We start from the raw sequence: 22,954 nt of genomic DNA, 5'->3' as shown, positions 1-22,954 counted from the left end.
TCTTTCAGAACGAAAACTGATTCAACACATCCGGCATACCCTTGGCCAGGTCCTCAGCCTCGCGGCTCGCCAGGGTAGCGGCATCCCACAGCTCGAAATGAGCGCCCAGACCGAGCAGCATCACATCGCGCGTCATACCGGAAGCGTTGCGCAGTTCAGGCGCGATCAGGACGCGGCCGGAGCCGTCCAGTTCCACGTCCTGAGCGTTGCCCAGCAACAGCCGCTGCAACGCGCGCGCCGTCATGGGAAAGGCGGCAATCTGCTCGCGCTTCTTTTCCCACTCGGGCCGCGGGTACACCAGCAGGCAGCCGTCTGGATGGCGGGTCAGGGTCAGGCGGCCTTCGGCCTGCGCCATCAGCGCGTCACGATGCCGGGTCGGAATCGAGATCCGTCCCTTGGCATCCAGCGTGAGCGCGCTGCTTCCCTGAAACACCACTTTTACCCCACTTAATTGCACAATTTCCTACTATTTCCCACTCTACGGTATGGCAATGGGGCGGTCAAGCGCGCGGTTGCAATTTTTTCAATCACAACAAGGACTTAGAGCAACTTGTAAATACGCAAAAAGAAAAACCTCCCAATAAATCAGGAGGTTGCATCACTATCTAAAAGTGCTTCTTAAGAAGTGGCGGCTAACAATGCCTTTGCATTGTTTTACCCAGCCCGCTTGCCGAAGACTGGCGGGCGTTGCGCGCCAGGTGGCGGATGTCGGGGCGAAAAAAAAGCCCCCGTGGCGCCGCGCGCCGGTTGAAATCCGATGCAGGACGGATCTATAGGCCGGATTCTGTACACCAGGTTTCCCTGGCGGACGATCATTCCTCTGCGCGGATCATTGCTGAGCCGCTGTAGCCACCTACCCGCATGCTCGGACGGAGCCGCCCTTCGCGGCCCGAAAGCCGCACGCATGCCTATTTGATGTTGCTCCGGGTAGAGGTTGCCGCGTTTCACCCTGCGATGCCGCCGACCGTTGCCGGCCGGCGCGATACGGAGATGGCCGTATCTGTGCGCGACTGGCGCGCCCGCCCCGCAGACTCGTCTCTGTGGCCCTATTCCTCGGCCGCGCCCGAAAACGCGGCCGGACGGCCGTTAGCCGCTACCCTGCCCTGTGGAGTCCGGACCTTCCTCGATGGACTTGCATCCACCGCGATCGCCCGATCCGCCCTGCGGTGCGTATTCTAGTACAGCTCTCCGCTCCGTCCCCGAACACCATCCCGGGTTCCTGCGACAATACGGCCTGATCCGCTTATCCGCCGCAAGAACGACCTCACTACATGGCCCTCGCAACGCTCATCACCCTGACCGACATCCAGCTGGCCTATGGCCACCATCCGCTGCTGGACCACGCCGACTTCGCCATCCAGGCCGGCGAGCGCATCGGCCTCATCGGCCGCAACGGCGCCGGCAAGTCCTCGCTGCTGCGGCTGCTGGATGGCCGCACCGTTCCCGACGACGGCGACATCGCCCGCAGTTCGGGGCTGCGCGTGGCCACGGTCGAACAGGAGCCGGCGCTGGACGAAAACGCCACTGTCTTCGACGTGGTCTGCAACGTCGAAGGCGACCACGAAGACTGGCAACGCCCGTCGCGCGTACGCGCCATGCTGGAAAAGCTCGGCCTGCCCGCGGACGCCCAGATCGCCGGCCTGTCGGGCGGTACGCGCAAGCGCGTCGCGCTGGCCCGCGCCCTGGTCGAGGAGCCCGACCTGCTGCTGCTCGACGAGCCCACCAACCACCTCGACTTCGACGGCATTGCCTGGCTCGAAGAAATGCTGCGCGCCTGGAAGGGCGCCGCGGTCATCATCACCCACGACCGCCGCTTCCTTGATTCGGTGGCCACTCGCATCGTCGAACTCGACCGCGGCCGGCTGCTCAGCTTCCCCGGCAACTTCTCGCAGTGGCAGGAGCGCAAGGCCCAGTGGCTGGAATCCGAGCGCCTCGAACAGGCGCGCTTCGACAAGCTGCTGGCCCAGGAAGAAGTCTGGATCCGCAAGGGCGTGGAAGCCCGCCGCACCCGCAACGAAGGCCGCGTGCGGCGCCTGGAACGCCTGCGGGTGGAACGCGCCGAGCGCCGCGAACGCGTCGGCGACGTATCGCTGGCCTTGGCCGAAGGCCAGCGCTCCGGCAAGCTGGTGGCCGAACTGGAGCACGTCGGCAAACGCTTCGGCGACAAGATCGTGGTGGACGACTACTCCACCACCATCCTGCGCGGCGACCGCATCGGCATCATCGGCCCCAACGGCGCCGGCAAGACCACGCTGCTCAAGCTGATCCTGGGCGAAATGCAGCCCGACAGCGGCAAGACCCGCACCGGCACCAACGTGTCGGTGGCCTATTTCGACCAGATGCGCGCCCAGCTCGATGAGAACGCAACGCTGGTCGACATCATCAGCCCGGGCAGCGAATGGGTCGAGATCGGCGGCACCCGCAAGCACGTCATGAGCTACCTGGGCGACTTCCTGTTCTCGCCCGCCCGCGCCGGCTCTCCGGTGCGCAGCCTGTCAGGCGGCGAACGCGCCCGCCTGCTGCTGGCCCGCCTGTTCGCGCGTCCCGCCAACGTGCTGGTGCTGGACGAGCCCACCAACGACCTCGATATCGAAACGCTGGAACTGCTCGAGGAACTGCTGCAGGAATATTCGGGCACCGTCCTGCTGGTCAGCCACGATCGCGCATTCCTGAACAACGTCGTCACCCAGACCATCGCCTACGAAGGCAACGGCCACTGGCGCGACTATGTCGGCGGATACGACGAATGGGTTGCCCAGCGCCCCGCCCCGGCGCCCGCCTCCAGCGCGGACGACGATGCCGCCAAGGCGGCGCGCGCGGCGGACGAAGCCGCGGCCCGCGCCAAGGCCGCCAAGCCGAAACCGGCGCGCGCGGCGAAGATGAATTCGTGGGAATTGCGCGAACTCGAAGGCCTGCCCGATGCCATCGCCGCACTTGAGGCGCAGCAGGCCGAACTGGCCGGCAAACTGGCGGACGGCAGCCTGTACCGCGATGCGCCCGCCGAAGTCGAACGCATCAACGCCGAGCTGTCCAAGCTGGAAAGCGAACTCGAGGAAAGATTCGCGCGCTGGGAATTGCTCGAGGCGCGCCGCGAAGGCGCCCTCTGAGATGACTCGGCCGCCCTCTTATATATAGAGGGCGGCGGCCGGCGCGATCAGATGGCCGCGCGCCAGGTCAGCGTCTCGCCCGCCGCCAAGGGCACCAGCGCGGTATTGCCGAACGGCAGCTCTTCGGGAATCTGGAAGCTTTCGCGCACCAGCGTCAGGGTTCCGGTATTGCGCGGCAGGCCGTAGAAATCCGGACCATGGAAGCTGGCGAAACCCTCCAGCTTGTCGAGCTTGCCGACGGCGTCGAACGCGGTGGCGTAAAGTTCCATCGCGTGCAGCGCGGTATAGCAGCCCGCACAGCCGCATGCATGCTCCTTCAGGCCGCGCGCATGCGGCGCGCTGTCCGTGCCCAGGAAGAAGCGCGGACTGCCGCTGGTCGCCGCTTCCACCAGCGCCAGCCGATGGGTTTCGCGCTTGAGGATCGGCAGGCAATACCAATGAGGCCGCACGCCGCCCTGGAAAATCGCGTTGCGGTTGTACAGCATGTGCTGCGGCGTGATCGTGGCCGCGATCGGGCCTTCGGCATCGCGCACGTACTCGGCGCCTTCCTTGGTGGTGATGTGTTCGAACACCACCTTCAGGGCCGGGAACGCACGGCGCAGCGGCTTCATCACGCGCTCGACGAAGATCGCTTCGCGGTCGAACACATCGATCGACGGGTCGGTCACTTCGCCATGGACCAGCAGCGGCATGCCGCATTTTTCCAGCGCTTCCAGGGCCTTGGCGCACTTGCCCAGCAGGTCGGTCACGCCGGCGTCGGAGTTGGTGGTGGCGCCGGCCGGATACAGCTTGACCGCATAGACCTGGCCCGATTCGTGCGCACGAAAGATTTCTTCGGCCGAGGTATTGTCCGTCAGGTACAGCGTCATCAGCGGCGTGAAGGCGTCGACCTTGCCACCGGCCTTGGCCAGCGCCGTCAGGATGCGGCCGCGGTAGGCCAGCGCCTGCTCGGTGGTGGTCACCGGCGGCTTCAGGTTGGGCATGATGATGGCGCGCGCGAATTGCCGCGCCGTATCCGCCACCACCGCTTCCAGCGCCGCGCCGTCGCGCAGGTGCAGGTGCCAGTCGTCGGGGCGGGTAATCGTCAGTTGGGTCGTGTTTTGCGTAGACATATGGAAGCTTCTTAATCTGCCAGCGGCATGCCCCGTTCGGCCAGCGCGCAGAACATCGCGCTCCCCAGGGGAATGACGGCATCGTTGAAATCGAAATGCGAGTTGTGCAGTACGCAGCCGGACTCGGCTCCGCCCTGGCCCAGCCGGAAGTAGGCGCCAGGCTTGCTTTGCAGCATGAAGGAAAAATCCTCCGATCCCATCGAAGGCACCAGATCGCGCACCACGTTTTCCTTGCCGATCATCTCGGTCGCGATATCCGCGACCAGATTGGCATGCTGCGGCGTATTCAGCGTGGCGGGATAGATGCGTTCGTAGGTGAGTTCGGCGGTGCCGCCGAACGCGCCGGCGATGGCCGTGACCAACTCGCGCATGCGTGTCTCGACCATCTCCTGCACCGACTTGCGGAAAGTGCGTACCGTGCCCACCAGGCGGGCCTCGCGCGGGATCACGCTCATCGCGCCCGGGTGCCCGGCCTGCAGCGATCCGATGGACACCACCGCGGAATCCAGCGGATTGACGTTGCGCGACACGATCGTCTGCAATGCCGTGATGACCTGGCCGGCGATGGTGACCGGGTCAATGGTCTGATAAGGATGCGCGCCGTGTCCGCCGCGACCGGTGATCAGGATCTCGAACCGGTCGGCCGCCGCCATCATGGGGCCTGGATTGATGCCGATGGTGCCGGGCCGCAGGCCCGGCCAATTGTGCAACGCATAGATCGCGTCACAGGGGAAGGTATCGAATAACCCGTCCTCCATCATGGCTTTCGCCCCGCCTCGCCCTTCCTCGGCCGGCTGGAAGATGAGCACGGCTGTCCCATCGAAATTGCGGGTCTGCGCCAGGTACTTGGCCGCGCCGATCAGGACCGCCGTGTGGCCGTCATGACCACAGCCATGCATCAGACCCGGCTTGGTCGACTTGTGGCCGAACTCGTTGTCTTCGGTCATCGGCAAGGCATCCATGTCGGCACGCAGGCCGATCATGCGCCCGCTATCACAGCGTCTGCCGCGGATCACGCCTACCACGCCGGTCTTGCCAATGCCCCGGTGCACCTCGATTCCCAGCGCTTCCAGCGCTCCCGCGACGATCCCGGAGGTCCGGACTTCTTCGAAGCCCAATTCAGGATGGGCATGCAAGTCGCGCCTCAGCGCCGTCAATTCGTCATGAAACAGGCGAATTGATTCCAAAGGAGAACGTGCGTACATAGGAGGTTACAGAATGACGTGGGAAGGGGGACGGTTGGGATATTTTAGTTGCTACAGAGGATAAATGCCTTTGTCTTTACGGGAGAGACACGTTATGCTCCGGCCGCAGGACAATTTTTCCAACAGCCAGAGAAGGAGCGCCGCATTATGGCCACAACCTCCAAACCCGCGACCGCGCGCAAGCCGAACGCTGCATTCATGAAGCCCCTGACTCCCAGCGCCGAACTGGCTGCTGTGATCGGTTCGGAAGCCGTGCCGCGCACCGAGGTCACCAAGAAGATCTGGGAATACATCAAGAAGCACAACCTGCAAGATGCGAGCAACAAGCGCAACATCAACGCCGATGCCAAGCTGCGCCCGATCTTCGGCAAGGATCAGGTCACGATGTTCGAACTGACCAAGCTGGTCAACGCACATCTGAAGTAAGCAGGCAAAGGGCGTACCCCGTACGTCCCTGCCTCGATACTGTCGCGACGCCCTGGCTTGAACGCCGGGCGGAACCGACTTCCTGTGGCACCTCCACGCCACAGCCAGGCAAGCATCCCCGCTTTGCCGCGCCAGTGCCATACACGCAATGGGTACATGGCCAAACTCCCCAACTTTTCCGCCCACCACGCATCATCATGCGTAATTGCAGCGCGCGAGCCGTGTCATCAGTGCGCCATTGCACACCCGCAATGACTTCGCCACGCTCCGCAAGCAATCGCACGAATTGCCGCAAAGCCGCGCCACGCCTGGCTCATGCAACTTTCCCTGGATGTGGCGGCAAACGCGCTTGCTGCGCCTCTTGCAGCAACCAGTTCCGGAATGCCATGGCTTGCGGCCGTTGCAAGGCCGCGCGCGGATAGACCAGCCAGTAGCTGTAGTCATTGGCCAGCACCGTGTCGAACAACTGGACCAGGCGGCCCGCGCGCAGATCGTCGGCAGCCAGCAGCAGGCGTCCCAGCGCCACGCCTGCGCCATCGGCGGCGGCCTGCAACACCAGCGCGGCATCGCTGAATTGCACTCCCTGCTCCAGATCGAGCGACACGCCAGCCAGTTCGCACCATAGACGCCAGGCTGCACGCGGTTCGTCATGCAGCAGCATGACCTTCGCAAGATCGGCCGGTTCGGTCAAAGCAGGCGGTCCTTGCGCCAGGTCCGGATGACATACCGGACTGAGATATTCCCGTGCGACCAAATCGGCTTTCAAACCTGGCCAGCGCCCCAGGCCGGACCGTATCCCCAGATCGAATTCATCGTTGCCCTCCCACAATCGCGTCGCACTGGAAACACGGAATTCAATCTCGGGGTGACGTTCGCGAAACGCCGGCAACCGCGGCAGCAACCAGCGCGACGCAAAAGATGGCAACACCGTGATCCGCAAAGGCCCGTCACGGCGCTCCCGCACCCGCTCGGTCGCCGCCGCCATCCGATCAAACGCGAGCGATAGCTCATCCAGGTAGGTCTCGCCCTTGCGGGTCAGTGCCAATACATGGCCACGCCTTTCGAACAGCGGCCTGCCCAGCCATTGTTCGAGCTGTCGGACCTGGTGGCTGATGGCGGCCTGGGTCACGCAGAGTTCCATTGCCGCGCGCGTGAAACTCAGGTGCCGCGCAGCGGCTTCAAAAGCGCGTAACGCACCCAACGGAGGCAGGCGTCGCATGGTCGATTAGCTGGAGTTATCGAAGGCATGAGAATAGATCGTTTGGCCACGCCGGATAAGCCTCTTCTAATAACGGCTCCGCCGGCAATCGAATCCCCGCGTGCCGGCTCATACACGAAAAAGGAGCGGCAATGGCGGGTTGGGAAACATGGGCGGCATTCCTGGGTTACGCGGTACCCATGATCATCAGCCCGGGACCCGGCAATACCTTGCTGGCCACTGCGGGAGGCCGCCACGGCGTCGGCGGCTCGGTGCCATTCTGGGCTGGTTTCGAGGCAGCCAACCTGGCGTTGTGCCTGATTTACGGCCTGGGCCTGGGTGGCGCCCTGCATGAGCATCCGGAGATACACGCGGCCCTGAAATGGGCCGGCATCGTCTACCTTCTCTACCTGGCGTGGGGGTTCTTCCGCGCCTCCGCCAAACCGTCCAGCCAGGCAGCCGGCGGCAAGCGGCTCGGCTTCATCGACGGCTTCATCTGCGTGATCTTCAACCCGAAGATCCATTCGATGATCGCGGTCATGTTCGCGCAGTTCCTGGCGCCCGACGCCAACCTGTCATCGCAGGTCGGCCAGCTCAGCGCCGCTTTCGTCGTACTGGGCCTGTTCTGCCATTTCCCGTGGATCTACGGCGGCAAGGTGATACTTGGACGCTTTGAATCGCCCCGCGCATTACGGATTCAGGCTGCGGTGTTTGGCACCTCCATGCTGCTGGTGGCGCTGTATGTCGTCTTGAACTGAGCCAGGCGTTCCTGCCGGGACGGCGGGCGACATGCCCTGGCTTGCGCAAACATGATTCCCCGGGCTCGCTGTAAATGAAAAGGCCGACGGTGACGTCGGCCTTTCTAACGGAAATCGCCCGGGATCAGGCGTAGCTGGTCGGCGCGGTACCTTCCAGCAGGGCCAGCCAACCCTTGATCAGGCGATACAGGCCCCAGACCACCGTCGCGACCACGCCGATCCATCCAATATAGATGACCAGGGCCAGGCCGCTGATGGCGAGCCACAACAGCGCCCACCAGAAAGTGCGCAGCAGCCAGTCGAAATGGGCGGCGTAGACGGTGCCGGCGGCATCCGAGCGCTTCAGATACATCAGCACGACGGCCGCCAGCGTGGCAATGCCCAGGAAACCACTGGTCAGAAAGCCCAGGGCAAACAAGCCATAGGCCACATGGGTCAGCGTGCGCAGGTCTAATGCCGTACCGGGCGCGGGGGTCTGGGTATCACTCACGATTACGCTCCAACAATTGACTCGGTCAATCTTACCGCACAAAGCCAGCCGGCCCACGAGCGTTGTTATTTAGGCACATTCAATGCTGGCGCGGCTTGCAGGCTTGCTCGAGGAGATTTTGGCTGTCCATTTTCAGCGCCGGGAAGATCACCGGAACGTCGATTGCGCGAGCTGTCGGGCCGCCTTGAAGGGAGCATCGCCGAGGTGAAACCGGCTCCGCAAGTCATCGACCCAACAAACAAGAACCCCCATGCGGCGCCAGCCGCACGGGGGTTCTTGTTTCACACGCCACAAAAACAAAACCCCACAGGCGCGAGCCTGTGGGGTTTTGAGCAATAAAAGCCTGACGATGACCTACTTTCACAGACGTCCGTCCACTATCATCGGCGCAAAGGCGTTTCACTGTCCTGTTCGGGATGGGAAGGAGTGGTACCACCTTGCTATGGTCGTCAGGCGTAACGGGTTGAGAGATTGTCTTTGGGGACAACCGCTCCAATCTTGGAAGAAGCGCAACGTGTGGGGATCAGAGAGTGTCTCGATGATCCCGCACAGTGGGTGTAATTGGTGTTGGCTGGCTGCTGACGGGGCAGCCAGATTTTGTATTGAACGACACTTGGAACGCTATACCACCAGGTCATAACCATCAGTGTTATAGGATCAAGCCTCACGAGCAATTAGTATCGGTTAGCTTAACGCATTACTGCGCTTCCACACCCGACCTATCAACGTCCTGGTCTCGAACGACTCTTCAGGGGGATCAAGTCCCCGGGATACCTAATCTTCAGACGAGTTTCCCGCTTAGATGCCTTCAGCGGTTATCTCTTCCGTACTTAGCTACCCGGCAATGCCATTGGCATGACAACCGGTACACCAGAGGTACGTCCACTCCGGTCCTCTCGTACTAGGAGCAGGCTCCGTCAAGTATCCAACGCCCACGGCAGATAGGGACCAAACTGTCTCACGACGTTTTAAACCCAGCTCACGTACCTCTTTAAATGGCGAACAGCCATACCCTTGGGACCGGCTACAGCCCCAGGATGAGATGAGCCGACATCGAGGTGCCAAACACCGCCGTCGATATGAACTCTTGGGCGGTATCAGCCTGTTATCCCCAGAGTACCTTTTATCCGTTGAGCGATGGCCCTTCCATTCAGAACCACCGGATCACTATGTCCTGCTTTCGCACCTGTTCGACTTGTCAGTCTCACAGTCAAGCACGCTTATGCCATTGCACTATCAGCACGATTTCCGACCGTACCTAGCGTACCTTCGAACTCCTCCGTTACACTTTGGGAGGAGACCGCCCCAGTCAAACTGCCCACCATGCACTGTCCCCGATCCGGATAACGGACCAAGGTTAGAACCGCAAACAAACCAGGGTGGTATTTCAAGGATGGCTCCACGTGATCTAGCGACCACGCTTCAAAGCCTCCCACCTATCCTACACAGGCCGGTTCACAGTCCAATGCAAAGCTACAGTAAAGGTTCATGGGGTCTTTCCGTCTAGCCGCGGGTAGATTGCATCATCACAAACACTTCAACTTCGCTGAGTCTCAGGAGGAGACAGTGTGGCCATCGTTACGCCATTCGTGCAGGTCGGAACTTACCCGACAAGGAATTTCGCTACCTTAGGACCGTTATAGTTACGGCCGCCGTTTACCGGGGCTTCGATCAAGAGCTTGCACCCCATCACTTAACCTTCCGGCACCGGGCAGGCGTCACACCCTATACGTCGACTTTCGTCTTTGCAGAGTGCTGTGTTTTTAATAAACAGTCGCAGCCACCGATTCTCTGCGACCCCATCATGCTAAGCGCGCAGGCGCTTCACACTACCGGGGTATACCTTCTCCCGAAGTTACGGTATCAATTTGCCGAGTTCCTTCTCCTGAGTTCTCTCAAGCGCCTTGGAATATTCATCCCGTCCACCTGTGTCGGTTTGCGGTACGGTCTCGTACAGCTGAAGCTTAGAGGCTTTTCTTGGAACCACTTCCAATCACTTCGCAAGCAATGCTCGCTCGTGCCGTACCCTTGATTTACGCGCCCGGATTTGCCTAAGCGCCATCTTCGATACGTCAACAGGGACATCCAACACCCTGATGATCTTCCGCGATCCGTCCCCCCATCGCACTGTACGACGGTGCTGGAATATTAACCAGCTTCCCATCAGCTACGCATCTCTGCCTCGCCTTAGGGGCCGACTCACCCTGCGCCGATGAACGTTGCGCAGGAAACCTTGGACTTACGGCGAGGGGGCTTTTCACCCCCTTTATCGCTACTCATGTCAGCATTCGCACTTCTGATACCTCCAGCAGCCTTTACAAGCCACCTTCGCAGGCTTACAGAACGCTCTCCTACCGCGTGCACAAAGTGCACACCCGCAGCTTCGGTTTATCGCTTAGCCCCGTTACATCTTCCGCGCAGGACGACTCGATCAGTGAGCTATTACGCTTTCTTTAAAGGATGGCTGCTTCTAAGCCAACCTCCTGACTGTCTATGCCTTCCCACTTCGTTTCCCACTTAGCGATAATTTGGGACCTTAGCTGGCGGTCTGGGTTGTTTCCCTCTTGAGTCCGGACGTTAGCACCCGGTGCTCTGTCTCCCAAGCTGTACTTGCGGGTATTCGGAGTTTGCCATAGTTTGGTAAGTCGCCATGACCCCCTAGCTATAACAGTGCTCTACCCCCCGCAGTAATACTTGAGGCACTACCTAAATAGTTTTCGGAGAGAACCAGCTATTTCCAGATTTGTTTAGCCTTTCACCCCTATCCACAGCTCATCCCCTAATTTTTCAACATTAGTGGGTTCGGTCCTCCAGCACGTGTTACCGTGCCTTCAACCTGGCCATGGATAGATCATCTGGTTTCGGGTCTACACCCAGCGACTGAATCGCCCTATTCGGACTCGCTTTCGCTACGGCTTCCCTATTCGGTTAACCTTGCCACTGAATGTAAGTCGCTGACCCATTATACAAAAGGTACGCAGTCACCCCACAAGGAGGCTCCTACTGTTTGTATGCATACGGTTTCAGGATCTATTTCACTCCCCTTCCGGGGTTCTTTTCGCCTTTCCCTCACGGTACTGGTTCACTATCGGTCGATCACGAGTATTTAGCCTTGGAGGATGGTCCCCCCATCTTCAAACAGGATTTCACGTGTCCCGCCCTACTTTTCTCACGCTTAGTTCCACACACAAAATTTCGTCTACAGGGCTATCACCTGCTACGGCCGGACTTTCCATTCCGTTCGACTATCTTGCATGCTAAAACGTGAAGGCTCTTCCGATTTCGCTCGCCACTACTTTCGGAATCTCGGTTGATTTCTTTTCCTCGAGCTACTGAGATGTTTCAGTTCACCCGGTTCGCTTCCACTGACCTATGTATTCAGTCAGGGATACTCCTTACGGAGTGGGTTTCCCCATTCGGATATCTGCGGATCAAAGCTTGTTTGCCAGCTCCCCGCAGCTTTTCGCAGGCTACTACGTCCTTCATCGCCTGTGATCGCCAAGGCATCCACCATATGCACTTAGTCGCTTGATCCTATAACGCTGTAGGCTATAGGACCTGAGTATTAGCGTTTGTGCCGTTCATAAGTTTCAAAGCAGTCTGAGGTTATTCACCCCAGTCTTGAGAACTTGGAACAAAATTAATGCAATCACAACCCGTACCCATCTTCATCAGCAAGCTGATTACTTGATGAGCACATTTCGTTGTGCTTCTTCCAGATTGTTAAAGAACGAATATAGCTGTTGAGTAAAACCCAACTCATAAGACCGGGCAGATACTATCCGCACGACACTATGAGTTAGCCTCTACATCCCACCAGGCACAGGTCTTGGTGGAGGTGAACGGGATCGAACCGATGACATCCTGCTTGCAAAGCAGGCGCTCTCCCAGCTGAGCTACACCCCCATATTCACGGCATCTCTACCTGCGAATACTTGGTGGGTCTGGTTGGATTCGAACCAACGACCCCCGCCTTATCAAGACGGTGCTCTAACCGACTGAGCTACAGACCCAAAACCTTCCCGGATCAGTAGTCAGAAGTCATGGACACAGGGAGGAGTCCCTCTACCCAAGCCCACAACCGATCCCAGCTATATCAAACAACCGATAAGAGTGGACGCTTAACACGAGCACTAAGCTCTGAAAGGAGGTGATCCAGCCGCACCTTCCGATACGGCTACCTTGTTACGACTTCACCCCAGTCATGAATCCTACCGTGGTAATCGCCCCCCTTGCGGTTAGGCTAACTACTTCTGGTAAAACCCACTCCCATGGTGTGACGGGCGGTGTGTACAAGACCCGGGAACGTATTCACCGCGACATGCTGATCCGCGATTACTAGCGATTCCGACTTCACGCAGTCGAGTTGCAGACTGCGATCCGGACTACGATCGGGTTTCTGGGATTGGCTCCCCCTCGCGGGTTGGCGACCCTCTGTCCCGACCATTGTATGACGTGTGAAGCCCTACCCATAAGGGCCATGAGGACTTGACGTCATCCCCACCTTCCTCCGGTTTGTCACCGGCAGTCTCATTAGAGTGCCCTTTCGTAGCAACTAATGACAAGGGTTGCGCTCGTTGCGGGACTTAACCCAACATCTCACGACACGAGCTGACGACAGCCATGCAGCACCTGTGTTCCGGTTCTCTTGCGAGCACTGCCAAATCTCTTCGGCATTCCAGACATGTCAAGGGTAGGTAAGGTTTTTCGCGTTGCATCGAATTAATCCACATCATCCACCGCTTGTGCGGGTCCCCGTCAATTCCTTTGAGTTTTAATCTTGCGACCGTACTCCCCAGGCGGTCAACTTCACGCGTTAGCTGCGCTACCAAGGCCCGAAGGCCCCAACAGCTAGTTGACATCGTTTAGGGCGTGGACTACCAGGGTATCTAATCCTGTTTGCTCCCCACGCTTTCGTGCATGAGCGTCAGTGTTATCCCAGGAGGCTGCCTTCGCCATCGGTGTTCCTCCGCATATCTACGCATTTCACTGCTACACGCGGAATTCCACCTCCCTCTGACACACTCTAGCCCGGTAGTTAAAAATGCAGTTCCAAAGTTAAGCTCTGGGATTTCACATCTTTCTTTCCGAACCGCCTGCGCACGCTTTACGCCCAGTAATTCCGATTAACGCTTGCACCCTACGTATTACCGCGGCTGCTGGCACGTAGTTAGCCGGTGCTTATTCTGCAGGTACCGTCAGTTTCGCGGGGTATTAACCCGCGACGTTTCTTTCCTGCCAAAAGTGCTTTACAACCCGAAGGCCTTCATCGCACACGCGGGATGGCTGGATCAGGGTTTCCCCCATTGTCCAAAATTCCCCACTGCTGCCTCCCGTAGGAGTCTGGGCCGTGTCTCAGTCCCAGTGTGGCTGGTCGTCCTCTCAAACCAGCTACGGATCGTCGCCTTGGTGAGCCGTTACCCCACCAACTAGCTAATCCGATATCGGCCGCTCCAATAGTGCAAGGTCTTGCGATCCCCTGCTTTCCCCCGTAGGGCGTATGCGGTATTAGCTACGCTTTCGCGTAGTTATCCCCCGCTACTGGGCACGTTCCGATACATTACTCACCCGTTCGCCACTCGCCACCAGACCGAAGTCCGTGCTGCCGTTCGACTTGCATGTGTAAGGCATCCCGCTAGCGTTCAATCTGAGCCAGGATCAAACTCTTCAGTTTAATCTCTGTATTTGTTTCGTATTTCTTAGTTCCGAAGAACCGAGTCATACGTCGCTACTCAAAGGAAGTGAGGTATGTGCTTAGACTTGACATCTAAGGTACTTCACTTCTAGTGAGCACTTGATTTCATTGTGCTTGTGAAAGGGTTTAAAACCCAGTCACTGCGCACCCGCATCAAGCGCCCACACTTATCGGTTGTTTAATTGTTAAAGAGCGGTACTGCCAAATTCTGTACTACCAAACTACTTACTGCATCTTCTGCTTTCTTCGGCGATTTCGCTTTCGCGTCGATCGCTGTGTCAGCAGCAGAGAAACGAGATTATGAAGAAGTTTTTATCGTTTGTCAAGTCAGCGTCGCTTGCTTCACTTCGCTGCCTTGCCTACGACCTCTTCAGGTCTCACCAGGCTCGCGCCCGGCTTTCTCTCTTTAGCAGCTATCGAAATATCAGGGTTAACCCTAATTTTTCGGTAACTGCCAAGCCTGAAACTATAACACAACTTTTGCAGATTATGCAACCGGCTTTTGCCTAACTTGCATCCTATCTTGCAACCCGCCGTTTCGTGAATCGCTTCACTTCGCAGCAGCCCCGAATCGCTTCGGAGGTTGGTTACCGCTCCAGCCGGCTTGCAACGCTGACCAGACCACCCTATCGGGTAAACCCTGATTCGCCGTCACCAGCCAAGCCCAAGACTATAGCACAATTTTTGCAGATCGTGCAACTGGCTTCTGCCTGATTCGCACCATCCTATGCAAAATTCGCTGACCGCCGGTTCGAGAGAATCATCGCTGACTCACCGCCTTGCTGCCCTGCGGCAGACCCGCTTGCCGTAGCCCTTCGGATCCGTTGCACTTGCCTGGCCCCGCCGCTCAACAAAACTGCTTGAACTGCGAAGGAGCGAGACTATAGCACAGAATTTCGGCCTGTCACGCCGGCATGACAACCATTTTGCAGAAAGATGATGTTTTTCGGGGACGCACCCCGCATTTGCCACGGGAAAGTCATCCGTTCTGCGCCATTCGCTCTATATAGAGTACCTATCCATATGGCTGCTCCCTCTGGATTGCCCCTTGGCTGAAGGCTCCCACAGCGCGACGAGATGGACATACGTCCCTATATAGATAGTAGATAGGCGTTCCCGTTTTCGGCCCCACTTATGTTTCAGTGGAAATCCACCGAGCCCCCCCCCCCTCTTCCTGATGACACCCTATATATACAGAGCATCACGGACGGGAAGCCTCCAGCCGACCGCGGCGCTCTCCGATCTCTATATAGACACCTATATGGAAGACCAGGCAGGGGCTCATCCCGCTCGCTACAGCCGCAGCTCCGTCGTTTCCTTGATCTGCTGGAGCGCGAAGAATGACCGCATGTCGACCACGGCAGGATGGCGCATGAGGGTGTCCATGGCGAACTTGGAGAAATGCGCCAGGTCCGCGACCTGGATACGCAGCAGGTAGTCCATGTCGCCGGACATGGCATAGCACTCGACCACCTCGGGCCAGAGCTGGACGTCGCGGGCGAAGTCGCTCATGGGCGCGTGGCTGGAACCGCTGTGCTTGTTCAGGCGAATGTTGACGTAGGCCAGCAGGCCCAGCCCGACCTTGTCGGCGTCGATCAGCGCCACGTACTTCTTGATGAAACCCTTCTCTTCCAGCCGCCGCACCCGGCGCAGGCAGGGACTGGGCGACAGCGATACGCGGTCCGCCAGCTCCTGGTTGCTGAGGCGGGCGTCCCGTTGCAATTCGGCCAGGATCCTTATATCTGTCCTATCCAGCTCCATGTCAGACATTTTCAGCCCCATATTTTTTATCGTGGGCAATATTATTGCTCAACCTTGCCACTTTCGCGACATGTTTGCAATTGTCTGCCTGCCTTTCCTCCCTACAATCTTCATCCTAGACTTGAACGACAAGTCGCCTCTACAACGACTCAAGGGAGCAGACTCATGAGCAGCGCTTTCCAACCCTGGGACAACCCGATGGGCACCGCCGGGTTCGAATTCATCGAATATGCCGCGCCGGACCCCGCCGCGCTGCGCAAGGTGTTCGAACTGCTGGGCTTCAAGGCAATCGCCAGGCACCGCCACAAGGACGTGACGCTGTACCGCCAGGGCGGCGTGAATTTCCTGATCAACGCCGAACCCGATTCCTTCGCCCAACGTTTCGCCCGCCTGCACGGCCCGTCGATCTGTGCGATCGGTTTCCGTGTCCAGGACGCGGCCGCCGCGTACAAGCGCGCGCTGGAGCTGGGCGCCTGGGGCTTCGACTCACACAGCGGCCCGATGGAACTGAACATTCCCGCCATCAAGGGCATCGGCGATTCGCTGATCTACCTGGTGGACCGCTGGAACGGCAAGGAAGGCCACGGCGGCATCGGCGACATCAGCATCTATGACGTCGACTTCGTGCCGGTGGATCCGCAGAACGCGCAGGCCGACCTGAACCACCGCGGCGCCGGGCTGACGCTGGTCGACCACCTGACGCACAACGTGCACAAGGGCCGCATGGCCGAGTGGTCGGAGTTCTACGAGCGCCTGTTCAACTTCCGCGAAGTGCGTTACTTCGACATCGAAGGCAAGGTGACCGGCGTGAAGTCCAAGGCGATGACCTCGCCCTGCGGCAACATCCGCATTCCGATCAACGAGGAAGGCACCGAGGAGAAGGGCCAGATCCAGGAATACCTGGACCTGTACCGTGGCGAAGGCATCCAGCACATCGCCATGGCTACCGAGGACATCTACGGCACCATCGAGGCGCTGCGCGCCAACGGCGTGGTATTCCTGGATACGCCGGAAACCTACTACGAACTGCTGGACCGCCGCCTGCCCAACCATGGCGAAGACGTGCCGCGCCTGCAGAAGAACCGTATCCTGCTGGACGGCGCCCCCGATGGCGGCCTGCTGCTGCAGATCTTCACCGAGAACCAGATCGGCCCGATCTTCTTCGAGATCATCCAGCGCAAGGGCAACGACGGTTTCGGCGAAGGCAATTTCAAGGCGCTGTTCGAATCCATCGAACTGGACCAGATGCGCCGCGGCGTGGTGAAGGCCGTCGACTGACCGCTTCCCCCTCCAGCGCCGGTACCCATGTGCCCGGCGCTGGCCTTGAAACCTCGCCTTGCGCGAGGTTTTTTTCGTCCCGCCTATTTCTTCAGGCGATCCTGGAACTGCTTGCGGAACTTGGCGACCTTGGGCGCGATCACGAACTGGCAATAGCCCTGCTCGGGATGCAGCGCGAAATAATCGCGGTGATAGTCTTCGGCCGGCCAGAATCGCGCGGGCGCCAGGAGCTTGGTCACGATGGGCGCGTCGTAGACCTTCTGCGCCTCGACCTCGGCGATCACGGCCTCGGCCTGCTCGCGCTGGGTTTCGTTCTGCCAGAAGATGGCCGATTCATACTGCGGGCCGATGTCGTTGCCCTGGCGGCCCGGAGTGGTCGGGTCGTGGGTGGCGAAGAACACGCGCAGCAGGTCGCTGTAGGACAGTTCGACGGGATCGAACTCGACACGCGCAACCTCGATATGCCCGGTGTCCTTGCCGCAGACCTGCTCGTAGCTGGGATTGTCGACGTGTCCGCCGCTGTAGCCGGGCAGCACGCTCTTGACGCCGCGCAGGTCGGTGAAGACCGCCTCGACGCACCAGAAACAGCCGCCGCCGAGAACGGCGACCTCATTGCCTGGGGAGGGTAGTTCTGCCATGACGATTCCTTTGCTGAAACTATCCAGAAACGATACGACTACTTCTTGGCCGGCGCCAGTGACAGGATCCATTCGGCCAGCAGGCGGGCGTCTTCCGGGCTGACATGGGTTTGCGCCGGCATGGGCACGGCGCCCCAGGCGCCACGGCCACCGCTGCGGATCTTGCCGGCCAGGTAATCCACCATGGCGTCGCCCTGCCCGGCGTAGCGTTCGGCCACGCTGGCCAGCGGCGGCCCGACGCGCTTGACGTCGACCTGGTGACAGGCCATGCAGGCCTTGCTCTTGGCCAGATCCAGGCCGGTGGTTTGCCCTTGGGCCGCGCCGGCGACCAGCAGGCCGGCGGCGACCGCCAACAGACTACGTATCAAATGCATCGGTTACTGCCCCACGGCTCGCGGTGCTGGCGAGCTTGCCGAACTTGGCAAGCACACCGCGTGTATAACGCGGCTTGGGCTGGACCCAGGCCTGGCGACGAGCCGCCATCTCTTCGTCGCTGATATTGAGCTGCAACAGCAGCTTGTGGGCATCGATGGTAACCGAATCGCCCTCGCGGATCAGCGCGATCGGGCCGCCGACGAAGGCCTCGGGCGCCACGTGGCCCACCACCATGCCCCACGTGCCTCCCGAAAAGCGGCCGTCGGTGATGAGGCCGACGGTTTCTCCCAGGCCCTGCCCCACCAGCGCGGAAGTCGGCGCCAGCATTTCACGCATGCCGGGTCCGCCCTTCGGCCCTTCGTAGCGGATCACCACCACGTCGCCATCGCGGATCTGGCGCGCCATGATGGCGGCCATGGCGTCGTCTTCGGAGTCGAAGACCCGCGCCGGGCCCGTGATCACCGGATTCTTCAGGCCGGTGATCTTGGCCACGCAGCCTTCCGGCGACAGATTGCCCTTGAGAATGGCCAGATGGCCCTGGGGGTAGAGGGCGCGGTCCAGCGGCATGATCACGTCCTGGTCGGCGCGCGGCGTATCAGGCACGTCGGCCAACGATTGCGCCACGGTCTGGCCGGTGATGGTGATGCAATCGCCATGCAGCAGGCCCGCGTTGAGCAACAGCTTCATGACCTGCGGAATGCCGCCGGCCCGGTGCAGGTCGGTCGCCACGTATTTGCCGGAAGGCTTGAGATCGCACAGCACCGGCACGCGCTGGCGGATGCGTTCGAAATCGTCGATGGTCCAGGGCACTTCGGCGGCGTGGGCGATGGCCAGGAAATGCAGCACGGCGTTGGTCGAACCGCCCGTCGCCATGATGACCGACACCGCGTTCTCGATGGATTCGCGCGTGATGATGTCGCGCGGCCGCAGGCCGCGCCTGACCGCATCCACGAGCACCCGGGCCGATTCCGCGGCCGAGGCGACTTTCTCGTCGTCTTCGTTGGCCATCGTGCTGGAATAGGGCAGGCTCATGCCCATGGCCTCGAAGGCCGAACTCATGGTGTTGGCGGTATACATGCCGCCACAGGAACCCGAGCCGGGAATGGCGCATTTTTCGATCTGCTTGAAATCGGCCTCGTCCATGCGGCCCATGGTGTATTCGCCGACGGCCTCGAACACCGACACGATGGTCAGGTCCTTGCCCTGGTAATGGCCCGGCTTGATGGTGCCGCCATAGACGTAGATGCCCGGCACATTGGTGCGCGCCAGCGCGATCATGCCGCCCGGCATGTTCTTGTCGCAGCCGCCGATGACCACCACGCCGTCCATCCACTGGCCCTGCGCCGCGGTCTCGATACAGTCGGCGATGACCTCGCGCGACACCAGGGAGTACTTCATGCCCTCGGTGCCCATGGACATGCCGTCGGAAATGGTGGGCGTGCCAAACACCTGCGGATTGGCCCTGGCGCCCCGGATGGCCTCGATGGCGGCATCGGCCAGGCGCTGCAGGCCGCTGTTGCACGGCGTGATGGTCGAATGGCCGTTGGCCACGCCGATCATGGGGTTCTCGAAGTCGGCTTCCTGGTAGCCGAGCGCGTAATACATGGCGCGATTGGGCGCGCGGGCGACGCCGTGGGTGATGTGGCGGGAACGTTCGTTGTGCGACATGGTCTGTTGTCTCCTGTCGGCCGTCAGGGCGCGGACATGGCGATCGCGCCCGGGAGGGTGCCAGCTCGCTCGCGGGCGAGTCTCGGGATACATCGGCATTCGAGGGCAACCGCCTGGCATGTCGATCTACCGCAGGGCTCGCCGGTTATTATCATTCAACTTCATTGTGTCGGGCGGAACATGCTGCAATATCCAAAATTCGACCCCGTTGCCCTGCAGATCGGGCCGCTGTCCATCCATTGGTACGGGCTGATGTACCTGGTGGGCTTTGCGCTGGTCTATCTGCTGGGCCGGCGCCGCATCACCCGCGGCCACACCACGTCCCTGAACGTGCGCGACCTGGAAGACCTGATCTTCTATAGCGTGCTGGGGGTGGTGCTGGGCGGGCGGCTGGGCTACGTGCTGTTCTACAAGCCGAATTACTACCTGGCCCATCCGCTGGAAGTGGCCTACCTGTGGGAAGGCGGCATGTCGTTCCACGGCGGGCTGATCGGCGTGATCGTGGTGATGCTGCTGTTCGCGCGCAAGAAAGGCCTGCCCTTCTTCGCCGTCAGCGACTTCATCGCGCCGCTGATTCCCCTGGGGCTGGGCTTCGGCCGCCTGGGCAATTTCATCAACGGCGAACTGTGGGGCCGCCCGACCGACGTGCCGTGGGCGATGGTGTTCCCGAGCAGCGGCGACGGCATCGCGCGCCACCCGTCCCAGTTGTATGAACTGGGGCTGGAAGGCATCGTGCTGTTCGCGCTGATGTGGTGGTTCTCTAGCAAGCCGCGCCCGCTGGGGCAGGTGAGCGCGGTCTTCCTGATGGGTTACGGAACGTTCCGTTTCCTGGTGGAGTTCACCCGCGAGCCGGACAACTTCCTGGGCCTGCTCGCGGGCGGACTGAGCATGGGACAGTGGCTGTCCCTGCCGATGGTCGCCCTGGGCGCCATCATGTTCGCGCTTACTGCAAAACGATCGTCCCGTTGACGGCGACGCTGACCGTGACGTCTCCCGCTTCCAGGGGGACGTCCGCGCTGAAGCCCGCGCCACCCGAGGCGTCCTTGGCCATGGCGCCCATCATGCGCGGCATCGGCGTGACGCCGCCGGAGCCGCCCAGTTCGAGCTTGCTCAGGCGGTAGCCCGAAAAGCCGAAGGCGTTGGCGGCAGCCAGCGCGCGATCCTTGAAGGCCTGCGCGGCTTCCTTGAGCAGCTTGCGTTCCTCGGCCTCGCGCACGGCGCGCGACAGCGAGAAGCTGATGTTGGAAATGGCGGTCTTGTCGGACAGCTTGGACGCAAGCGCGGCGGCGGCCGCGAAATCCTTGGATTCGAGGATGATCTCGCCCTGGCCGCGCCAGGTGGTGCTGGTCTTGCCTTTGCTGCTGCTGGTGGAATTGGGCCAGACGTTGAAGCTGCCCGTGCGCACCTCGACACCCTTGGTGTCACGCGCGCGCTTGGCCACGTCGTCCAGCATCTCCGTCAGCTTCTTGCCGGCGGTGGGCTGGTCGGCGGCCTCGGTCTCGGCCGACAGCGAGATGCGCACCGTGTCCTGCTTGACCTCGGACGACGCGGTGGCTTGCAGGGTCAGCTCCGGCGACCGGTTGGCCGTGGCTTCCGCCGTGGAGGGAGCCGGCGCCTGGGCCTGCGCGAAGACGGGCTGCGCCATGGACAAAGCGGCCACGGCTGCGCACGCCGCGCCAAGTTTGGTCAGCGAAAAAACGGGGGATTTCGACATGGACTGGTCCTATGAGGGAGGACGATGGGGAGGCGCCCGACGCGGACCTGCGCTCGTGGCAGGCCCGCTGGGATAGATGCCCCGCCTGTGCCGTCAAGGCCGGCATCTCGAACCCTGAGGTTCAAGGTGGTCGCGTTCCGAAGAGCGTCGGGTTCGTCTACGAGAGACAATCGCTCCAGCTCTGCACTCCCGCAACCAATATGCCATAAGACATAGGTTCAGAGAATGTATGGCCAGGTCACGGACACGGCAGGGACAAACTGAAAATACTGAAAAACCTTGGTGAAAACCGCGTATGAACGTCAGAGCAGCTTTTCTTGCCCTGACAGGGCGTCGTCCAGGACTGCGTTCATGTCCTCGATTCTACGCTTGAAGTCGCCGACCGCCAAACCACCCAGCGGACCATCCGGCGCTTTCATGGCGAGCAGCTCGCCAGCCACCTGCAGCGCGGCCATCACGGCGATGCGCTCGTTGCTGGAGACCTTGCCGGTGCCCTGGATGCGCAGCATGAGCTGGTCGACGTGGCGCACCGCGGCCAGCAGCGTGGGCTTTTCCTCGGCCGAGCACGCCAGCGAGTAGTCGCGCCCGAGTATCGTTACATCTACGCGTTCCATCAGTGTTGCTCTCCGGACGGCGCACCCGGCAGACGGGCCAGGACGGCGTCGATGCGCTCGCGGGCGGCGGCGGCCGCCACGCGCAGGCGCTGTAGTTCGGTGTCGCTGCGTTGCAGGTTGCCCTGCAGTTCGGTTTCCCGGGCGGAGAAACGCGTCTCGAGCGACTGGCGCTCGGCGGTTTCGCGTGCGAGCTGTTCGCGCAAGGCGGCTTCGGCCTGTTGCGCCTGCTCAAGCATCGCGGTGACGGCGCCGTCGTTGTCCTGCAATTTGGCCTGCAGCGCGGCGATGTCGGCATCACGCTCGGCGGCGCGTTGCTTGAGCACACGCTGCTCGGTTTCGGAGTCGTTCAGGCGCGCGCGCAGCGCGTCACGCTCGGCGTGGAGTTGCCGGGTGCGTTGCACCAGTTGCCCGATACGGGCGGCGAGTTGGTCTAGGTCTTGCAGCATGGGCGCTATCGTAAACCATCCAGTGGGGAATCGGGCCTCTTCACGCAAGGTGAGAAACACGGCAATATTCAGTAGGAAATGCGGCGGTCATGCCGGCGGCGGGCAACATAACCGATCGAGCCCGACTAGAAAAGTCCCCCGCGCGGCAGGAACGCGACGATCACACCACGACCGCTTTCGCATTTCTTTCTATCAACTTTCACTTAGCTTTCAAAAAACCCTCAATTGGCCCGTCCCGTTACAACTGGGGATCGGGAGTTCCCCAATTTTAGGGAAAACCCCAGGCTTTCACCTAGCTTACAGGGTTTGCATCGCCGCGGGCGTCCATTACCATTCGCCCTTTCAAGAAGCCTCGCCGACGCTTTCAGAAGAACCCAAGGGCACCCCAGACGTGCCTTTTTTGTGCCTGTCACTCGCCTTTCGGGCGGCGTGGCGGACCACAAGCCCTTTTTATCTACATGCTGTAAAC

The 22,954-nt window shown here is 60.6% G+C and carries 17 protein-coding genes, 2 tRNA genes, 3 rRNA genes and 2 other RNA genes; 5 read left to right on the top strand and 19 right to left on the bottom strand.

Annotated elements, in window-relative coordinates:
- Nucleotides 1–4 precede the first annotated feature (4 nt).
- The gene (gene mraZ, locus DK459_RS12215) at nucleotides 5–433 is read right to left on the bottom strand and encodes a division/cell wall cluster transcriptional repressor MraZ (protein WP_006392946.1); all 429 of its coding nucleotides are present in this window, start codon (nucleotides 431–433) and stop codon (nucleotides 5–7) included.
- A 324-nt stretch (nucleotides 434–757) separates the two neighbouring features.
- An RNA gene (rnpB, locus tag DK459_RS12210) (RNase P RNA component class A) lies at nucleotides 758–1,163 on the bottom strand.
- 108 nt (nucleotides 1,164–1,271) lie between these two features.
- On the opposite strand from rnpB, the gene DK459_RS12205 reads away from it, so the two are divergent.
- Complete coding sequence (locus DK459_RS12205) at nucleotides 1,272–3,107, top strand: ATP-binding cassette domain-containing protein (protein ID WP_070542348.1); 1,836 nt, start codon at nucleotides 1,272–1,274, stop codon at nucleotides 3,105–3,107.
- 47 nt (nucleotides 3,108–3,154) lie between these two features.
- Here the strand turns inward: DK459_RS12205 and pyrC are convergent, their stop codons facing one another.
- Nucleotides 3,155–4,219 (bottom strand): dihydroorotase, encoded by a 1,065-nt coding sequence (gene pyrC, locus DK459_RS12200; protein ID WP_054499958.1) that lies wholly within the window; start codon nucleotides 4,217–4,219, stop codon nucleotides 3,155–3,157.
- 11 nt (nucleotides 4,220–4,230) lie between these two features.
- Entirely contained in the window at nucleotides 4,231–5,424 is a 1,194-nt protein-coding gene (locus DK459_RS12195) for a M20 aminoacylase family protein (RefSeq protein WP_006388770.1), read from the bottom strand.
- A gap of 147 nt (nucleotides 5,425–5,571) precedes the next feature.
- On the opposite strand from DK459_RS12195, the gene DK459_RS12190 reads away from it, so the two are divergent.
- Nucleotides 5,572–5,850, top strand: coding sequence for an SWIB/MDM2 domain-containing protein (locus tag DK459_RS12190; protein WP_006217453.1), 279 nt, complete (start codon nucleotides 5,572–5,574; stop codon nucleotides 5,848–5,850).
- 313 nt (nucleotides 5,851–6,163) lie between these two features.
- On the opposite strand, the gene gcvA is transcribed toward DK459_RS12190, so the two are convergent.
- Nucleotides 6,164–7,069 (bottom strand): transcriptional regulator GcvA, encoded by a 906-nt coding sequence (gcvA, locus tag DK459_RS12185; protein ID WP_006388769.1) that lies wholly within the window; start codon nucleotides 7,067–7,069, stop codon nucleotides 6,164–6,166.
- A gap of 179 nt (nucleotides 7,070–7,248) precedes the next feature.
- Between gcvA and DK459_RS12180 the strand changes: the two genes are divergently transcribed.
- Nucleotides 7,249–7,806, top strand: a complete 558-nt coding sequence (locus DK459_RS12180) for a LysE family translocator (protein WP_232254242.1) — start codon at nucleotides 7,249–7,251, stop codon at nucleotides 7,804–7,806.
- Nucleotides 7,807–7,930: 124 nt separating this feature from the next.
- Here DK459_RS12180 and DK459_RS12175 read toward each other — a convergent pair whose 3' ends face one another.
- The 7 genes from DK459_RS12175 to DK459_RS12145 all read right to left on the bottom strand — a co-directional run bounded on the left by DK459_RS12175 (nucleotide 7,931) and on the right by DK459_RS12145 (nucleotide 15,761).
- Nucleotides 7,931–8,296 (bottom strand): membrane protein, encoded by a 366-nt coding sequence (locus DK459_RS12175; protein WP_006388767.1) that lies wholly within the window; start codon nucleotides 8,294–8,296, stop codon nucleotides 7,931–7,933.
- Nucleotides 8,297–8,637: 341 nt separating this feature from the next.
- A 5S ribosomal RNA gene (gene rrf / locus DK459_RS12170) occupies nucleotides 8,638–8,750 on the bottom strand.
- Nucleotides 8,751–8,949: 199 nt separating this feature from the next.
- Nucleotides 8,950–11,830, bottom strand: a 23S ribosomal RNA gene (locus DK459_RS12165).
- Nucleotides 11,831–12,126: 296 nt separating this feature from the next.
- Nucleotides 12,127–12,202 (bottom strand) — tRNA-Ala (locus DK459_RS12160).
- Between the two features lie 30 nt (nucleotides 12,203–12,232).
- A tRNA-Ile gene (locus tag DK459_RS12155) sits at nucleotides 12,233–12,309 on the bottom strand.
- A gap of 130 nt (nucleotides 12,310–12,439) precedes the next feature.
- A 16S ribosomal RNA gene (locus tag DK459_RS12150) occupies nucleotides 12,440–13,970 on the bottom strand.
- Together the 16S, 23S and 5S rRNA genes with 2 tRNA genes alongside form the textbook arrangement of a ribosomal RNA operon.
- Before the next feature lie 1,314 nt (nucleotides 13,971–15,284).
- Complete coding sequence (locus DK459_RS12145) at nucleotides 15,285–15,761, bottom strand: Lrp/AsnC family transcriptional regulator (protein ID WP_199234283.1); 477 nt, start codon at nucleotides 15,759–15,761, stop codon at nucleotides 15,285–15,287.
- 156 nt (nucleotides 15,762–15,917) lie between these two features.
- Between DK459_RS12145 and hppD the strand changes: the two genes are divergently transcribed.
- Nucleotides 15,918–17,030 carry a 4-hydroxyphenylpyruvate dioxygenase gene (hppD, locus tag DK459_RS12140; protein WP_020925147.1) on the top strand — a complete coding sequence of 371 codons (1,113 nt, stop codon included), beginning with the start codon at nucleotides 15,918–15,920 and terminating at the stop codon, nucleotides 17,028–17,030.
- An 83-nt stretch (nucleotides 17,031–17,113) separates the two neighbouring features.
- Here hppD and msrA read toward each other — a convergent pair whose 3' ends face one another.
- From msrA to ilvD, 3 genes are read right to left on the bottom strand one after another with little or no spacing between them, the layout of a single operon-like run.
- Entirely contained in the window at nucleotides 17,114–17,668 is a 555-nt protein-coding gene (msrA, locus tag DK459_RS12135) for a peptide-methionine (S)-S-oxide reductase MsrA (RefSeq protein ID WP_006388762.1), read from the bottom strand.
- A 38-nt stretch (nucleotides 17,669–17,706) separates the two neighbouring features.
- Nucleotides 17,707–18,042, bottom strand: coding sequence for a c-type cytochrome (locus DK459_RS12130; RefSeq protein WP_006388761.1), 336 nt, complete (start codon nucleotides 18,040–18,042; stop codon nucleotides 17,707–17,709).
- Nucleotides 18,026–19,711, bottom strand: coding sequence for a dihydroxy-acid dehydratase (gene ilvD / locus DK459_RS12125; RefSeq protein ID WP_006388760.1), 1,686 nt, complete (start codon nucleotides 19,709–19,711; stop codon nucleotides 18,026–18,028). Before ilvD ends, DK459_RS12130 begins: the two co-directional genes overlap by 17 nt.
- Nucleotides 19,712–19,891: 180 nt before the next feature.
- Here ilvD and lgt point away from each other — a divergent pair, with 180 nt between their 5' ends.
- Nucleotides 19,892–20,680 carry a prolipoprotein diacylglyceryl transferase gene (gene lgt, locus DK459_RS12120; RefSeq protein ID WP_026382451.1) on the top strand — a complete coding sequence of 263 codons (789 nt, stop codon included), beginning with the start codon at nucleotides 19,892–19,894 and terminating at the stop codon, nucleotides 20,678–20,680.
- Here lgt and DK459_RS12115 read toward each other — a convergent pair.
- The 4 genes from DK459_RS12115 to DK459_RS12100 form a co-directional block, all read right to left on the bottom strand.
- On the bottom strand, nucleotides 20,655–21,425 hold the full coding sequence (locus tag DK459_RS12115) for an SIMPL domain-containing protein (protein WP_006388758.1): 771 nt from the start codon (nucleotides 21,423–21,425) through the stop codon (nucleotides 20,655–20,657). The genes lgt and DK459_RS12115 overlap by 26 nt on opposite strands.
- A gap of 74 nt (nucleotides 21,426–21,499) precedes the next feature.
- Nucleotides 21,500–21,684, bottom strand: a non-coding RNA gene (gene ssrS, locus DK459_RS12110) — 6S RNA.
- Between the two features lie 43 nt (nucleotides 21,685–21,727).
- Nucleotides 21,728–22,039 carry a cell division protein ZapA gene (locus DK459_RS12105; RefSeq protein ID WP_006388757.1) on the bottom strand — a complete coding sequence of 104 codons (312 nt, stop codon included), beginning with the start codon at nucleotides 22,037–22,039 and terminating at the stop codon, nucleotides 21,728–21,730.
- A complete protein-coding gene (locus DK459_RS12100) occupies nucleotides 22,039–22,485 on the bottom strand; it encodes a hypothetical protein (RefSeq protein WP_162730778.1) in 447 nt (148 codons plus the stop codon). The genes DK459_RS12105 and DK459_RS12100 overlap by 1 nt, the downstream gene beginning before the upstream one ends.
- Nucleotides 22,486–22,954: the final 469 nt, after the last annotated feature.

The sequence above is a fragment of the Achromobacter sp. RW408 genome (assembly GCF_003184165.1).
Classification (GTDB): Bacteria; Pseudomonadota; Gammaproteobacteria; order Burkholderiales; family Burkholderiaceae_B; genus Achromobacter; species Achromobacter xylosoxidans.
The sequence above is the reverse complement of the archived record's forward strand: the minus strand, read 5'-3'. Positions and strand labels throughout refer to the sequence as shown.

What these genes read in the sequence shown, in the direction of transcription:
- lgt (WP_026382451.1), top strand. Translation starts at nt 19,892, where the DNA reads ATGCTGCAATATCCAAAATTCGACCCCGTTGCCCTGCAGATCGGGCCG.
- DK459_RS12180 (WP_232254242.1), top strand. Translation starts at nt 7,249, where the DNA reads ATGATCATCAGCCCGGGACCCGGCAATACCTTGCTGGCCACTGCGGGA.
- hppD (WP_020925147.1), top strand. Translation starts at nt 15,918, where the DNA reads ATGAGCAGCGCTTTCCAACCCTGGGACAACCCGATGGGCACCGCCGGG.
- DK459_RS12115 (WP_006388758.1), bottom strand. Translation starts at nt 21,425, where the DNA reads ATGTCGAAATCCCCCGTTTTTTCGCTGACCAAACTTGGCGCGGCGTGC.
- msrA (WP_006388762.1), bottom strand. Translation starts at nt 17,668, where the DNA reads ATGGCAGAACTACCCTCCCCAGGCAATGAGGTCGCCGTTCTCGGCGGC.
- ilvD (WP_006388760.1), bottom strand. Translation starts at nt 19,711, where the DNA reads ATGTCGCACAACGAACGTTCCCGCCACATCACCCACGGCGTCGCCCGC.
- pyrC (WP_054499958.1), bottom strand. Translation starts at nt 4,219, where the DNA reads ATGTCTACGCAAAACACGACCCAACTGACGATTACCCGCCCCGACGAC.
- gcvA (WP_006388769.1), bottom strand. Translation starts at nt 7,069, where the DNA reads ATGCGACGCCTGCCTCCGTTGGGTGCGTTACGCGCTTTTGAAGCCGCT.
- DK459_RS12130 (WP_006388761.1), bottom strand. Translation starts at nt 18,042, where the DNA reads ATGCATTTGATACGTAGTCTGTTGGCGGTCGCCGCCGGCCTGCTGGTC.
- DK459_RS12100 (WP_162730778.1), bottom strand. Translation starts at nt 22,485, where the DNA reads ATGCTGCAAGACCTAGACCAACTCGCCGCCCGTATCGGGCAACTGGTG.
- DK459_RS12145 (WP_199234283.1), bottom strand. Translation starts at nt 15,761, where the DNA reads ATGTCTGACATGGAGCTGGATAGGACAGATATAAGGATCCTGGCCGAA.
- DK459_RS12195 (WP_006388770.1), bottom strand. Translation starts at nt 5,424, where the DNA reads ATGTACGCACGTTCTCCTTTGGAATCAATTCGCCTGTTTCATGACGAA.
- DK459_RS12190 (WP_006217453.1), top strand. Translation starts at nt 5,572, where the DNA reads ATGGCCACAACCTCCAAACCCGCGACCGCGCGCAAGCCGAACGCTGCA.
- DK459_RS12205 (WP_070542348.1), top strand. Translation starts at nt 1,272, where the DNA reads ATGGCCCTCGCAACGCTCATCACCCTGACCGACATCCAGCTGGCCTAT.
- DK459_RS12105 (WP_006388757.1), bottom strand. Translation starts at nt 22,039, where the DNA reads ATGGAACGCGTAGATGTAACGATACTCGGGCGCGACTACTCGCTGGCG.